12 protein-coding genes are annotated in these 13,831 nt (G+C 63.5%); 2 read left to right on the top strand and 10 right to left on the bottom strand.

Annotated features, from left to right (window positions below):
* Positions 1–278 precede the first annotated feature (278 nt).
* The 5 genes from AC0L3H_RS13815 to tesB form a co-directional block, all read right to left on the bottom strand.
* Complete coding sequence (locus AC0L3H_RS13815; RefSeq protein WP_473492583.1) at positions 279–962, bottom strand: outer-membrane lipoprotein carrier protein LolA; 684 nt, start codon at positions 960–962, stop codon at positions 279–281.
* Between the two features lie 165 nt (positions 963–1,127).
* On the bottom strand, positions 1,128–3,764 hold the full coding sequence (locus tag AC0L3H_RS13810) for an FtsK/SpoIIIE family DNA translocase (protein ID WP_473585821.1): 2,637 nt from the start codon (positions 3,762–3,764) through the stop codon (positions 1,128–1,130).
* Between the two features lie 371 nt (positions 3,765–4,135).
* The gene (locus AC0L3H_RS13805; RefSeq protein ID WP_473585820.1) at positions 4,136–5,563 is read right to left on the bottom strand and encodes an ammonium transporter; all 1,428 of its coding nucleotides are present in this window, start codon (positions 5,561–5,563) and stop codon (positions 4,136–4,138) included.
* Between the two features lie 31 nt (positions 5,564–5,594).
* A complete protein-coding gene (locus AC0L3H_RS13800; RefSeq protein WP_023800571.1) occupies positions 5,595–5,933 on the bottom strand; it encodes a P-II family nitrogen regulator in 339 nt (112 codons plus the stop codon).
* Between the two features lie 219 nt (positions 5,934–6,152).
* Positions 6,153–7,028 carry an acyl-CoA thioesterase II gene (tesB, locus tag AC0L3H_RS13795; RefSeq protein ID WP_473585819.1) on the bottom strand — a complete coding sequence of 292 codons (876 nt, stop codon included), beginning with the start codon at positions 7,026–7,028 and terminating at the stop codon, positions 6,153–6,155.
* Between the two features lie 158 nt (positions 7,029–7,186).
* On the opposite strand from tesB, the gene AC0L3H_RS13790 reads away from it, so the two are divergent.
* Complete coding sequence (locus tag AC0L3H_RS13790) at positions 7,187–8,446, top strand: ubiquinone biosynthesis hydroxylase (protein WP_473585818.1); 1,260 nt, start codon at positions 7,187–7,189, stop codon at positions 8,444–8,446.
* 42 nt (positions 8,447–8,488) lie between these two features.
* Here the strand turns inward: AC0L3H_RS13790 and AC0L3H_RS13785 are convergent, their stop codons facing one another.
* Together AC0L3H_RS13785 and AC0L3H_RS13780 are read right to left on the bottom strand one after the other, a co-directional pair.
* On the bottom strand, positions 8,489–8,947 hold the full coding sequence (locus tag AC0L3H_RS13785; protein WP_473585817.1) for a hypothetical protein: 459 nt from the start codon (positions 8,945–8,947) through the stop codon (positions 8,489–8,491).
* A gap of 181 nt (positions 8,948–9,128) precedes the next feature.
* A complete protein-coding gene (locus tag AC0L3H_RS13780) occupies positions 9,129–9,485 on the bottom strand; it encodes a YciI family protein (protein ID WP_473492590.1) in 357 nt (118 codons plus the stop codon).
* Between the two features lie 411 nt (positions 9,486–9,896).
* On the opposite strand from AC0L3H_RS13780, the gene AC0L3H_RS13775 reads away from it, so the two are divergent.
* Positions 9,897–10,322 carry an OsmC family protein gene (locus tag AC0L3H_RS13775; RefSeq protein ID WP_473585816.1) on the top strand — a complete coding sequence of 142 codons (426 nt, stop codon included), beginning with the start codon at positions 9,897–9,899 and terminating at the stop codon, positions 10,320–10,322.
* A gap of 99 nt (positions 10,323–10,421) precedes the next feature.
* On the opposite strand, the gene AC0L3H_RS13770 is transcribed toward AC0L3H_RS13775, so the two are convergent.
* The 3 genes from AC0L3H_RS13770 to sdhA form a co-directional block, all read right to left on the bottom strand.
* Complete coding sequence (locus tag AC0L3H_RS13770) at positions 10,422–11,060, bottom strand: YceH family protein (protein ID WP_473585815.1); 639 nt, start codon at positions 11,058–11,060, stop codon at positions 10,422–10,424.
* A gap of 87 nt (positions 11,061–11,147) precedes the next feature.
* Positions 11,148–11,927 carry a succinate dehydrogenase iron-sulfur subunit gene (locus AC0L3H_RS13765; RefSeq protein WP_473585814.1) on the bottom strand — a complete coding sequence of 260 codons (780 nt, stop codon included), beginning with the start codon at positions 11,925–11,927 and terminating at the stop codon, positions 11,148–11,150.
* A gap of 64 nt (positions 11,928–11,991) precedes the next feature.
* Positions 11,992–13,830, bottom strand: a complete 1,839-nt coding sequence (gene sdhA / locus AC0L3H_RS13760) for a succinate dehydrogenase flavoprotein subunit (RefSeq protein ID WP_473585813.1) — start codon at positions 13,828–13,830, stop codon at positions 11,992–11,994.
* Position 13,831: the final 1 nt, after the last annotated feature.

Below are 13,831 nucleotides of genomic sequence, written 5' to 3'. Positions count from 1 at the left end.
ACCACCCCCCCCCCACCATTTTTTTTTCAATTCATCCAAAAAAACCCCAACCCCCACCCTTCCCCCTCCCTCCCCCCCCCCCCCCCCCCAAAAAACCCCCCCCCCCCCCCCCCCCCCCCCCCCCCGGGCTGGCACCAGGATTCGCTGAGATTCAGGTCAGGCCGAGTCGAGAATGGTGGGTTCCGAGAACCGGAGCGGAGCGTACTTAAAGTACGTGAGCACCGGAAGCGCAGGAAACCGCCATTCGCAGGCCGGCCTCACCTGAATAACAGCGGATCCTACCGCGACCTGGTGTTCAGTTCGCGGTTGGCCGTGTAGTCGATGGCAAAGGTGTCGGGGGCGAAGCTTACGCCTTCCCTGACGTTGAAGATCATCACCGTCGTGTCCTTGCCTTGCGCGTCGGTGATCGTCCATTGGCGCAATTCGTAGGTTTTCGGATCGAACATCATGGTGATCTTCGAACTGCCGAACACCGATTTGTCGGCGAGTTGGATGGTGGTGACGTCGTTCTCTTCCTTGACGCTTTTGACGCGGCCGCCGGAGAGGTCGATCCTGGTGTCGAGCAGCAGCTTGAGCGGCGTTTTAGACAATGGGTAGAGATCGGACGTTTTCAGCCGCTTGTTGAGGATGACCACCGACTTGCCGTCGGAAATCACCCGGAAATTCGACGTCCCATCATAGTTGAAGCGTATCTTGCCCGGCCGTTCCAGAAAGAACTTGCCGCCGGTCTGCTCGCCCTTGGGTCCGAACTGCACGAATTCGCCGGCCATCGATTTGACCGAGGAAAAATGGTCGGCGATCTTCTGCGCGGTGGCTGGCACCGCCGCTTGCGCCGACGCCAGCAACTGGACCCCGGGCACGACATTGATGGCCGCGGCGCCGGCCAGGACCAACCCGAGGCCAAGCAGTTGGCGGCGGGTCGGGGCAAAATCGCTGATCGTGGCGAAAGAAGAGTTTTTCATGCCGGTTACTCTCGTCTGATTCATCTGTTGTCGCAGTGTTTGGCCCCCCAGTTGGGCTTAAGTTTGGCGGCCGAACAGCGCTTGGTCGTTGCAAACGCGCCAGAAGGTTCAAAGTTGCTGCCGTCAGGTTGCAGCCGCGAAAATCCTGTCGGCTTGGCGGGCGGATCAGAACTTGTCGTCCTCTGTCGGCACCAGAATTTCGCGTTTTCCGGCATGGTTGGCCGGGCCGACAATGCCTTCCTTCTCCATCTTCTCGATGATAGAGGCGGCGCGGTTGTAGCCGATGCCGAGCCGGCGCTGGATGTAGCTGGTCGAGGCTTTGCCGTCACGCAGCACCACCGCAACCGCCTGGTCGTAGGGATCGTCGGAATCCTCGAAATTGCCGCCGCCACCGCCCGAGCCACCCTTGCCCGACGGCTCATCGTCGTCCTCGTCGTCATCCTCGGTAATGGCATCGAGATATTCCGGCACGCCCTGCAGCTTCAGATGCGCGACAATCTTCTCGACCTCGTCATCGGAAACGAAGGGACCGTGCACGCGCTGGATGCGGCCGCCGCCGGCCATGTAGAGCATGTCGCCCATGCCGAGCAGCTGTTCGGCGCCCTGTTCGCCCAGAATGGTGCGGCTGTCGATCTTCGACGTCACCTGGAAGGAGATGCGGGTCGGGAAGTTGGCCTTGATCGTGCCGGTGATGACGTCGACCGACGGCCGCTGCGTTGCCATGATGACGTGGATGCCGGCAGCGCGCGCCATCTGCGCCAGGCGCTGCACCGCGCCTTCGATGTCCTTGCCGGCGACCATCATCAAATCGGCCATCTCGTCGATGATGACGACGATGTAGGGCATTGGCTCGAGATCGAGGTTTTCCGTCTCATAGACCGCTTCGCCGGTCTGCCGGTCGAAGCCGGTCTGCACGGTGCGCGAGATTTTTTCGCCCTTCTTCTCGGCCTGCTGCACCCGCGCGTTGAAACCGTCGATGTTGCGGACGCCGACCTTCGACATTTTGCGGTAGCGGTCCTCCATCTCGCGCACGGTCCATTTCAGCGCCACCACCGCCTTCTTCGGATCGGTGACGACCGGCGTCAAAAGATGCGGGATGCCGTCATAGACCGAGAGCTCCAGCATTTTCGGGTCGATCATGATCAGCCGGCAGTCCTGCGGCGTCAGCCGGTAGAGCAGTGACAGGATCATGGTGTTGATGGCGACCGACTTGCCCGAGCCGGTGGTGCCGGCGACCAGCACGTGCGGCATCTTGGCGATGTCGACGATGACCGCCTCGCCATTGATGGTCTTGCCGAGCGCCAGCGCCAGCTTGGCCTTGGTGGTCTCGAAATCGCGGCTGGCCATGATTTCCCTGAGATAGACGGTCTCGCGCTTGGCGTTCGGTAGCTCGATGCCGATGGCGTTGCGGCCCGGCACCACGGCGACGCGGCAGGCGATCGCGCTCATCGAGCGGGCGATGTCGTCAGACAGGCCGATGACCCGCGACGATTTGATGCCGGGCGCCGGCTCCAGCTCGTAAAGCGTGACGACCGGGCCGGGGCGGACATGGATGATCTCGCCCTTGACGCCGAAATCCTCCAGCACGCCTTCGAGCAGGCGGGCATTCTGCTCCAACGCGTCCTTGGACAGGCTGGCGTCGCGCACGACGTTCTTCGGCTCGGACAGGAAATGCAGCGACGGCATTTCGAATTGTTCGGAGCCGATCAGCGAGGACTGCGCTTCGCGCTGGACACGCGCGCCTGGAACCGGCCGCGGCGCCGGCGCCGCGACGCGGGTGGCTGCATCGGAGCGGAACGGCTGCACCCTCGCATTGGGCGCAGTGCTGCGCGCGGGCTCCGGCGCAAAATCCATGTCATCGTCATCGTCAAAAACATCGGCGTCGTCGAGCGAGGCGCTGCGGTCGTTGACCATGGCGGCGAAGAATTCCGGCTCGACGCGGGCGCGGCCATCGGCACTCATCCGCGATTCGGCGAATTCGGCCGATTCGACCCGTTCGGCAGCGCGACGCCAGGCGCTTGCGCGCGGCTCCGGTTCGAAATCGTCGCGCTCACGGCGGCGGGCGGCGCGGCGGCGGAGAAAGGCCCGCAACGACAGCCACCAATGCGTGATCGCGCCTAGCGCCAGAATGCCCTCGTCGCCCTCATCCTCGTCATTGTCGAAAAGCAGGTCGTCCTGGTCCCTCGGATCGGCTGCGGCCGGTTGCTCCAGGACGGCGAAACCGTTCCTGCGTGCAATCAGCGCCGAGCCGTAGGCAAACAGCCACAGTGCAGGCGCGGCCAGAAGCACGGCGAGCACGCTGGCGATGAGACCGGTCGGATAGCCGCCGACGACGAGGCCTGGAATCTTGAGCACCATGTCGCCGAACACGCCGCCGAGACCGGTCGGCAGCGGCCAGGTCTTGGGCGGCACCACGCAGCCGGCCATGGCCGCGGCAAGCACCGCGTAGCCGAACCAGGCGAGCCCGCGCTTCGGCAGCCTGTCGACGCCGCGCGCCGAAAACAGCAGAAATCCCCAGACCACCGCCGGCACCAGCGCCGCGACCGCAGCAAGGCCGAAGAACTGCACGGCCAGGTCGGAGAAGACAGCGCCCACATAGCCCATGGCGTTGGTGACGATGTTGTCGGTGGCATGGGAGAAGCTTGGGTCGGCGACGTTCCAGGTGGCGAGGCTGGCGACGCCGAAGGCGACCAGCGCAAACAGGCCGGCGCCGAGCAGCCGACCGACCTGACGCCGCGCGAACGCCTGGATGCCGTGCCCCGTATCGGCCAGCGCAAGCGGTGCTGAAGCCCCTGAATGCATTCGTCGTTCCCCGTCTGTCATGGACTGGCCGGACGCATGACGCACTCCGGCAGATTCGGATGCCAGACTATCGGCGGGAAGGTTAAGGCCGCATTAACCATGGGTGCGTGCCGGCGCTCCCCGAGTGGAAACCGGTCACACAAATGGCGGGCACGCTGACCGGCCGATGTTTCATCGCCCAGGGTCGATCAGGCGCCCGATCAAGCGATTGTGACCGAGCCTGGAATGCCACTGGCGCGGCATCGCACGAAAAAAGAGGCCCGGAACCGGTCCGGGCCTTAATGCGTGAGCCCTTTTCGGGAGCGTCACGACGGGAGGGAAGGTGTTGGGCGGCCGAGGCCGCCCCAGACAAGACCCACAGGTGGCCTGGCTTACGGGTGATAGGCCGCTTCGCCATGCGCGGTGAGGTCGAGCCCTTCGCGCTCTGCATCGGCTGTCGGGCGCAAGCCTACGATGATATCGACGATCTTGTAGAGGATGGCGCTGCCGATGCCCGACCACAGGACGGTTACCAGGACACCCTTGAACTGCGACCACAGCTGGGTCGCCGTGCCGGCATAGCCGGCGGCGAAGTCGGCCGTCGAATAATCGACGATGCCGGCGCCGCCGAGGGCGGGGTTGACCAGGATGCCGGTGCCGAGCGCGCCGATGATGCCGCCGACGCAGTGGATGCCGAAGACATCGAGGCTGTCGTCGTAGCCGAACTTGTTCTTCACGACCGAGACGAAGAAGTAGCAGACGCAGCTGGCGACGATGCCGAGCACGATGACGCCCATCGGTCCGCCAAAGCCGGCGGCGGGCGTGACGGCGACAAGTCCGGTAACAGCGCCCGAAACCGCGCCAAGCATGGAGGCTTTGCCGCGCAGCAGCGTTTCAAGCACGATCCAGGTCACTGCCGCCGCGGCTGTGGCGACGAAGGTGTTGACCATGGCCAGCACCGCATAGGCGTTGGCTTCGAGGTTCGAACCGGCATTGAAGCCGAACCAGCCGACCCACAGCAGCGACGCGCCGACCATGGTCAGCGTCATCGAATGCGGCGCCATGACGTCCTTGTTGTAGCCGATGCGCTTGCCGATCATCAGCGCGCCGACGAGGCCGGCGATGCCCGCATTGATGTGAACGACGGTGCCGCCGGCGAAGTCGATGGCGCCGAAGCTGAAGATGAGCCCCGACGGGTCGCTGTAAGCGCTCGGACCGCCCCAGAACCAGACCATATGCGCGATCGGGAAGTAGACGAATGTGACCCACAGTATGGTGAAAAGGATCACGGCCGAAAACTTGACGCGTTCGGCGAAGGCGCCGACGATCAGGGCAGGCGTGATGCAGGCGAAGCTCATCTGGAAGATGACGAACACCAGTTCAGGAATGGCGACGCCCTTGGTAAAAGTTTCCGACACCGTCGTCACGTCGACGCCGGCGAGAAACATCTTGGAAAGGCCGCCGACGAAGGCGTTGCCGGGGGTGAAGGCAAGGCTGTAGCCGTAGAAAACCCAGACGATCATGACCACGCTGGTGATGGTGAAGACCTGCATCAGCACCGACAGCATATTCTTGGCGCGAACCAGGCCGCCGTAGAAAAGGGCAAGGCCGGGAATGGTCATCAGCAGCACCAGGATGGTGGAGATCATCATCCACGTCGTGTCGCCCTTGTCGACGGTAAAGGCCGGCGCTGCTGGCGCGGCCGGTGCGGCCGGCGCCGCTTCCTGCGCGAATGCGGCGACCGTGCCCAGCGCCGCGATAGCGAGTGAGCCTAGCAGCGCGGTGCGCGCCACCGACTTCAAAGTAAAAGGAATATTCATTGAACTCTCCATTGGAATACGTTTCCGCAGCTCAAAGCGCGTCGGTGTCTGTTTCGCCGGTGCGAATGCGCACCGCCTGGTCGATGCCGAAAACGAAGATCTTGCCGTCGCCGATCTGACCGGTCTTGGCCGCCGCAGTGATGGCTTCGACGGCCTTGTCGACCATGTCCAGGCCGACCGCGACTTCGATCTTGATCTTCGGCAGGAAGCTGACCGCGTATTCCGCCCCGCGATAGATTTCCGTGTGTCCCTTCTGACGCCCGTAGCCTTTGACTTCGGTGACGGTCAGGCCCTGGATGCCGACTGCGGTGAGCGCTTCGCGCACCTCGTCGAGCTTGAACGGCTTGATGATTGCCATCACGATTTTCATAAGGTTTCACCCTTTACTGTTGCGGGTCCCCGCGTTTGCACGACTTCGCCGATCCCCATGAGAGCCGGAGAGTGCCCGCTAGGATTCAAGCTCCGTGCCAGTTGCCGAAGCAGGGTGTTAAGCTGCTGTTAAATAACGACTTGGGGAAGGTTTGTCGGCTGACTGTTCATAGTCGCGGCAGCGCAGCTGATTAAAAAGTAGGCAATTTTGCAAAATTGCCTATTCCGCGGGCGGCCGCTTCAGCCTGATCAGGCCTTCCTGGGCAACCGAGGCGATCAACGTGCCGTCGCGGGCAAACAGCGACCCGCGCGTGAACCCCCGCGACCCTTGCGTCGACGGGCTGTCCTGCGTGTAGAGCATCCAGTCGTCCAGCGCATGGCTGCGATGAAACCACATGGCGTGATCGAGGCTCGCCGCCTGGATGTCGCTATCGAAGATGGCGCGGCCATGCGCAAAGGTCGAGGTATCGAGCAGCGTCATGTCGGAAAGATAGGCAAGCACGGCCGCCTGCGCGGCGCGATCGCCCGGAACCGGGCCGGTCGTGCGGATCCAGATGTTCTGTTTCGGCTCCAGCTTCTCCCGGCTGGTGTAATGCTCCAGCATCACCGGCTTCATCTCGATCGGCCGGTCACGCTCCCAGTAGCGCCTGATGCCGTCGGGCACGGCCGCGCCGAACTTGCCGATCAATTCGCGCTGCGACAGCAATATGTCGGGCGCCGGCACCTCCAGCGGCATCGGCACCTGGTGCTCGAGACCGACCTCGTCCTGCTGGAACGAGGCTTCCAGCGAAAAGATCGCCTGGCCGTGCTGGACAGCCACGACACGGCGCGTGGTGAAGGAGCCGCCGTCGCGGATGCGGTCGACCTGGTAGATGATCGGCACCTTGGTGTCGCCCGGCCGCATGAAATAGCCGTGCAGCGAATGCACGTGGCGTTCGAGCTCGACCGTTCGCTGGGCTGCGACCAGCGCCTGGGCGATGGTCTGGCCGCCGAAGACACGCTGCCAGTCGAGTTTGGGGCTGCGACCACGGTACAGGTTGTGTTCCAGCTGCTCGAGGTCGAGAATGCCGAGAAGCTCGTCCATGGCCGCCGTCATGTTTCGCGCCCTCGTGTCGTTTTGATTCCGAAGTTCGCCTTAATTTCGATGTTTCACTCGAAGCGAGCTTCAGAAGCCGCAAAAGTGTTATGGCGGTTTCCGACAGGAATGACGGGCAGTCAAGGCCGGAAAGGAATTTGGCCGGAAAGGAATTTGCCATGGTCGACAAGGCGGATGCAAAAAACCGAACCGCGCTCGACATTCTGGTCGCCGGCGCCGGCTATGTCGGCCTTGCCGCCGCCGTATCGCTGAAACAGGCACGACCGAGCCTGGCGGTCGCTGTCGTCGACGCCGCGCCCGCCGGCATCTGGCAAAAGGACGGCCGCGCCTCGGCGATCGCCGCTGCCGCTTGCCGCATGCTCGACCAACTCGGCGTCTGGGCCGAAATCGCCTCCGAGGCGCAGGCGATCACCGAGATGATCGTCACCGATTCGCGCGCTTCCGATCCGCTGCGCCCGGTGTTTCTCACGTTCGATGGCGAGGTCGCGCCTGGCGAAGCGTTTGCGCATATGGTCGCCAACAGGGATTTGAACGGCGCCTTGCGCCGGCGCGCTGAAACACTCGGCATCGACATCATCGAAGGCGTCGCCGTCAGTGCCTTCGACGTCAACGGTGCCGGCATCACCGTGCATCTTGCCGACGGCGCGACGCTGAAGGCGCGGCTGCTGATCGCCGCCGACGGCGTCAACTCGAAGCTGCGCGACATGGCCGGCATCAAGACGGTGAAATGGGACTACGGCCAGTCCGGCATCGTCTGCACCGTCGCGCATGAACGGCCGCACAATGGCCGCGCCGAAGAGCATTTTCTGCCAGCCGGCCCGTTCGCCACGCTGCCGCTCAAGTCGGACAACGACGGCACTCACCGCTCGTCGATCGTCTGGGTCGAGCGGTCGGAAGATGCCGAAAAACTGGTCGACGGCGACGACCTCGTCTTCGAGCACGAGCTGGAACAGCGGTTTGGCCTGAAGCTCGGCGAAATTCGCGTCGCCGACAAGCCGCGCGCCTGGCCGCTCGGCCTGACGATCGCCCGCGATTTCGTCGCGCCGCGCATTGCGCTCGCCGGCGACGCCGCCCACGGCATCCACCCGATCGCCGGCCAGGGCCTCAATCTCGGTTTCAAGGATGTCGCGGCATTGGCCGAAGTGGTGGTCGAGGCCGACCGGCTCGGCCAGGATGTCGGCGCGCTCGACGTGCTCGAACGCTACCAGCAGTGGCGGCGCTTCGACACGCTGCAGATGGGCATCACCACCGATGTCCTGAACCGGCTGTTTTCCAACGACATCGGCCCGTTGCGCGCCGTCCGCGACATCGGCCTCGGCGTCGTCGAACGCATGCCGCGGCTGAAGGATTTCTTCATCCGCCAGGCGTCCGGTCTGTCCGGCGACACGCCGAAACTGCTCAAGGGCGAGGCGATCTGAACCCATCTGACGGGCTGGCATCACCTGAATATCAGCACACCTTTAGTTGACCTCGAAGCCGAGTTTCTGGCGCAGCCGCAGTATCCTTTGGTCGGATATTTTTAGGGGTTGCTCACCAGTCTGCGCCGCGCGGTCCACCATCTGCAACAAATCGTTTCGCTCAGTCACATCGAGACGTTCGCGCAGAAACGGCGCCAGTTTGTCGATGACGATCGTGGCATCATCGATCTGTGACGCCGCCCATTTGGCGTAGACCACGGCCTCATCGGTCTTGTTGTCGTCTGCAATCTCCGAAATCACCGACCGAATCACGGCTTCGCGCTGCGGCAGGACAGGGCCGTTCTCGGAAATGATGGCGGTGATCAGCGTCGCGGCCGCCACGACCGGATCGTCGATCGCCGTCAGCGGTGAGAGCGCCGCCTGATTGCGCAACCTCTTGCGCCGAATGTTGCCTTGCACCCGCCCGACGACGTCCGCGACCTCGCGCGCCGCATCGTTCATGGCCTTCATCCGATACCACCAGAACGCCGCCACTCCCAACAGCCCAATTGCAGCAATCAGTATATGCATGCCCGAAATCCCCCAACCGCAGCGACGATAGGAGAAGTGCTGTCTCGCTTCAACACGCAAAAGTTGCGCCCGCCGAAGAAATCGATTCCGCCGGACGCAACCGGAATAATGTTCAGGATCCCGGTACTCTGTAGATCGCCCTGACCTCGATCGTGCCGATTTCGGCCAGCGGAATCCCGCCGGCAATCTCCAGCGCCTCGTCGATATCCCCCGCCTCGATCATGACGAAGCCGAGCAATTGCTCCTTGGTCTCGGCGAAGGGACCATCGGTGATCAGCCGCTTGCCCTTGCGCCGGCGCACGGTTTTCGACGTTCTTACCGATTGCAGCGCCTGCGCGATGATCAGCCGGCCGCTTTGCTCCACCGATTTATCATAGGCCAGCGAGTCGGCGTCGAGCCTGGCCAGCCTTTCCGGGCTCATTGCGTAAAGGTCTTTTTCCTCACCATAGACCAGGCAAACATATTTCATTTCTCATCTTCCTTGTTGGGACGAACTGTTGGCGACCAAGGTCCCAGCCGGGCTTTTGACCGCTGCATAATCGAGAAGGGATACCGCAACCCCTATCATGGCGACCGCAGCAAGCAGTCGACCGAAACCGCAAGGTTGCCGAGCCAACCAGTCGGCTTCCTGTTCAGCCGCCTTTCGGCCAGTGTCTCTCCAGTGAGCAGAAAACAGATTATCCATGGTGTCCTCCATTCGGCCACGAAACCCGTGGCCGCCCGCAGGACGGCCGAGGCAGATGGAAGTCGACATTTTTTGCACGCGGATTTTTTTACGCGTCGCCATTGGCGCGAAAGCACGGGTGGCCTTCGTGCCCGCGCGCGCTATAGTCGACCAGACGCCGATCACGGCTCAGCCACCACAATCAAGGAGGAATTCATGGACCGCACCGCAAACGCCGTCTGGAAAGGCAATCTGAAAGAGGGCAACGGCACGCTCGACACGCAGAGCGCGGCCCTGAAAGGGACGCCGTACTCGTTCAAGGCGCGGTTCGAGGACGAAAGCGGCAAGGCCGGCACCAATCCGGAGGAACTGATCGCAGCGGCGCATGCCGGCTGCTACGCCATGCAGTTCTCTCACTTCCTGGCCGAGAACGGCACCCCCGCCGACGAACTCGACGCCAAGGCGGTGGTGACGCTGGTTCCTGGCACGGGGATCACCGGCAGCGCGCTCACGGTGGTCGGCAAGGTGCCGGGCATCGATGCGGCGAAGTTCCAGGAGCTGGCCGAGAAGGCCAAGGCCGAATGCCCGGTCTCGAAGGCGCTCGGCGCCATAAAGGTTTCGCTCGACGCCAAGCTCGGCTGAGCAGATGGCATGAGGTGATAAACGCCGGCTCCAGGGCCGGCGTTTTCATTTGTGGGGCGTAAGCGATCCTTCACGTCCCTCGAACGCCTCAAAAGGTCATCAGCGTCCGTCGCCGGTCAGCGCGTCGATGCGTGCGCGCAGCTGCGCAACCTCCTCCTCGAGCGCCTGCACGCGCGCTTCGAGATCCGAGGCCGGCGAAGGCGCTTGCAAGGGCGCTGCGGCAGCCGACAGCTGCACCGGCCCGCCCAGGAGATGCACATAGCGGTCCTCACGCTGGCCGGGACCACGATCGATCTGCTGAACGAGCGGCGGCTTGCGTCCGATCAACAGGTCGAGATTGCTGCGAAGTTCGTCGATGGAGGGCAACCGCGCCATGCGCTCAGCTCGCGCCAGCAATTCATAGGCGGTCTGCGGACCGCGCAGCAACAGCAGCCCAAGCAGCGCAATCTGCGCCGAGGTCAGCGAAAAGCGCTGCGCGACGACATGCTCGTAGCGCTCGACACGCGAGGCAAAGACCTGCCTGACCAGCCCCTTGTGCTCGAGTTGGCCAAGCGCTCGTCTCACCTCGACAAGCTCGACCGACATCACCGGCTCGCGCGCCGTCTTCTGGTTGGCGGCGGCAAGTGCCGCATTGAGCGTCAGCGGGTAGATGTCGGGCGTCAGTTCCTTCTTTTCGATCAGGCAACCGAGCACGCGCGCTTCGACGGGAGAGAGGATGGGGAGTTCGGTATCGGTCATGGGTCGGCTTCCTTTGAAGTCGGCGGGACAGCGCCGGCGCGAAGGATCACTACCGACGAAATGATCCCTGCAGCAACCCGTCCGAAGCTAAACCCTTCTCTCCACCATCATCTTCTTGATCTCGGCGATCGCCTTGGCCGGGTTCAGCCCCTTGGGACAAGTCTGGGCGCAGTTCATGATGGTGTGGCAGCGATAGAGCCGGAACGGGTCTTCGAGATTGTCGAGCCGTTCGCCCTTGGCCTCGTCCCGGGAATCGATCAGCCAGCGATAGGCCTGCAGCAGCGTCGCCGGGCCGAGATAGCGGTCGCCGTTCCACCAGTAGCTCGGACATGAGGTCGAGCAGCAGGCGCACAAGATGCATTCATAGAGCCCGTCGAGCTTTTCGCGGTCCTCATGGCTCTGCAGCCATTCCTTGGCCGGTTCGGGCGACACCGTCTTCAGCCACGGCTCGATCGAAGCGTGCTGGGCGTAGAAATTGGTGAGGTCTGGCACCAGGTCCTTGACCACCGGCATATGCGGCAGCGGATAGACCTTGATCGCGCCGGAAATGTCGTCGCAGCCCTTGGTGCAGGCCAGCGTGTTGGAACCGTCGATATTCATGGCGCAGGAGCCGCAAATGCCCTCGCGGCAGGAGCGGCGCAGCGTCAGCGTAGGGTCGATCTTGTTCTTGATGTAGAGCAGCGCGTCGAGCACCATCGGCCCGCAATCGTCCATGTCGACGAAATAGGTGTCCATGCGCGGGTTCCCGTCATCGTCCGGCGACCAGCGGTAGATGCGGTACTCCCGCAGATTGGTCGCACCCTCCGGCTTCGGCCAAGTTTTTCCCGCCTTGATCTTCGAGTTTTTCGGAAGGGTGAGTTCGACCATTATCTCAGGTCCTTTCGGATGACGAGTTTCAGCCCGGACCGAGTCCCGTTTACGGCGGCCATCATCAATACACCCTGGCCTTGGGCGCGATCTTGGCCAGGTTGATGCCGCCGTCTGCTTCGCTAAGCAGCGGCTCGGTGTGCACCGGCCGATAGCTGAGCGACACCTCGCCGGCCTCGCTGAGCCGGGACAGGGTGTGCTTGCGCCAGTTCGCATCGTCGCGCGCCGAAAAATCTTCTCGCGCATGTGCGCCACGGCTCTCCTTGCGCGCCCCGGCGGCGTAGACCGTGGTGATGGCGTTGGCCATCAGGTTTTCCAGTTCCAGCGTCTCGACCAGGTCGGAGTTCCAGATCATCGAGCGGTCGAACACTTTTACGTCCTTGAACTCGCCCCAGATCTGCGAAATGCGCTTGCAGCCGCTTTGCAGCGATTCCTGGGTGCGGAACACCGCCGCATCGTCCTGCATCGCCTTCTGCATCTTTTCGCGCAAAACCGCCGTCGGCGTCGAGCCGTTGGCGTGGCGCAGCCGGTCGAAGCGGTCCATGATCCTGTCGATCGAGGCTTCGTTGGGCGACGGGATCGCCGCGTTGCGGTCGATCACCTGGCCGGCCCGGATCGCCGCCGCGCGGCCGAACACCACCAGATCGATCAGCGAGTTGGAGCCCAGCCGGTTGGCGCCGTGGACGGAGGCGCAGCCGGCTTCGCCGACCGCCATCAGCCCGGGCGACACCTGGTCCGGGTTCAAGGCGGTGGGGTTGAGCACCTCGCCCCAGTAGTTGGTCGGCACGCCGCCCATATTGTAGTGGACCGTCGGCAGCACCGGGATCGGCTCCTTGGTCAGGTCGACGCCGGCAAAGATCTTTGCCGACTCCGAAATACCCGGAAGCCGCTCGTGCAAGACGGCCGGATCGAGGTGGTCGAGGTGGAGGAAAATATGGTCCTTGTTCTTGCCGACGCCGCGTCCCTCGCGAATCTCCAGCGTCATGCAGCGCGAGACCACGTCACGCGAGGCAAGGTCCTTGGCCGACGGCGCATAGCGCTCCATGAAGCGCTCGCCTTCTGAATTGACGAGATAGCCGCCTTCGCCGCGCGCGCCCTCGGTGATCAGGCAGCCGGCGCCGTAGATGCCGGTCGGGTGGAACTGCACGAATTCCATGTCCTGCAGCGGCAGCCCGGCCCGCGCCGCCATGCCGCCGCCGTCGCCGGTGCAGGTGTGCGCCGAGGTCGCCGAGAAATAAGCACGGCCATAGCCGCCGGTCGCCAGCACCACCATTTTTGCCGAAAAACGGTGGATGGTGCCGTCGTCGAGGTTCCAGGCGACGACGCCGGTGCAGGTGCCGTCCGGCTCCATGATCAGGTCGAGCGCGAAATACTCGATGAAGAACTGCGCGTTGTTCTTCAGCGACTGGCCGTAGAGCGTGTGCAGGATGGCGTGGCCGGTGCGGTCCGCGGCCGCACAGGTGCGCTGCACCGGCGGGCCGTCGCCGAAATTCATCATATGGCCGCCGAACGGCCGCTGGTAGATCTTGCCCTCTTCGGTGCGCGAGAACGGCACGCCGTAATGCTCGAGCTCGTAGACGGCGGCGGGTGCTTCGCGCACCAGATATTCCATGGCGTCGACGTCGCCGAGCCAGTCCGATCCTTTCACGGTGTCGTACATGTGCCACTGCCAGGAATCGGGGCCCATGTTGGACAGCGAGGCGGCGATGCCGCCCTGAGCGGCGACAGTGTGCGACCGCGTCGGGAAAACCTTGGTGATGCAGGCGGTGCGCAGACCCTGTTCGGCCATGCCGAGCGTGGCGCGCAGGCCGGCGCCGCCGGCGCCGACCACAACCACGTCGAATTTGTGGTCGACATAGCTGTAGGCGGACGCCGTGTTGGCGTTGTTCGCGTCCTTGGCCAAA

This window comes from Mesorhizobium sp. WSM4816 (assembly GCF_055811535.1).
This window is presented reverse-complemented; position numbering and strand designations above follow the sequence as displayed.

What these genes read in the sequence shown, in the direction of transcription:
- AC0L3H_RS13765 (WP_473585814.1), bottom strand. Translation starts at nt 11,927, where the DNA reads ATGGTCGAACTCACCCTTCCGAAAAACTCGAAGATCAAGGCGGGAAAA.
- AC0L3H_RS13780 (WP_473492590.1), bottom strand. Translation starts at nt 9,485, where the DNA reads ATGAAATATGTTTGCCTGGTCTATGGTGAGGAAAAAGACCTTTACGCA.
- AC0L3H_RS13790 (WP_473585818.1), top strand. Translation starts at nt 7,187, where the DNA reads ATGGTCGACAAGGCGGATGCAAAAAACCGAACCGCGCTCGACATTCTG.
- AC0L3H_RS13785 (WP_473585817.1), bottom strand. Translation starts at nt 8,947, where the DNA reads ATGAACGATGCGGCGCGCGAGGTCGCGGACGTCGTCGGGCGGGTGCAA.
- AC0L3H_RS13810 (WP_473585821.1), bottom strand. Translation starts at nt 3,764, where the DNA reads ATGCATTCAGGGGCTTCAGCACCGCTTGCGCTGGCCGATACGGGGCAC.
- tesB (WP_473585819.1), bottom strand. Translation starts at nt 7,028, where the DNA reads ATGACGGCGGCCATGGACGAGCTTCTCGGCATTCTCGACCTCGAGCAG.
- AC0L3H_RS13815 (WP_473492583.1), bottom strand. Translation starts at nt 962, where the DNA reads ATGAAAAACTCTTCTTTCGCCACGATCAGCGATTTTGCCCCGACCCGC.
- AC0L3H_RS13800 (WP_023800571.1), bottom strand. Translation starts at nt 5,933, where the DNA reads ATGAAAATCGTGATGGCAATCATCAAGCCGTTCAAGCTCGACGAGGTG.
- AC0L3H_RS13805 (WP_473585820.1), bottom strand. Translation starts at nt 5,563, where the DNA reads ATGAATATTCCTTTTACTTTGAAGTCGGTGGCGCGCACCGCGCTGCTA.
- AC0L3H_RS13770 (WP_473585815.1), bottom strand. Translation starts at nt 11,060, where the DNA reads ATGACCGATACCGAACTCCCCATCCTCTCTCCCGTCGAAGCGCGCGTG.
- AC0L3H_RS13775 (WP_473585816.1), top strand. Translation starts at nt 9,897, where the DNA reads ATGGACCGCACCGCAAACGCCGTCTGGAAAGGCAATCTGAAAGAGGGC.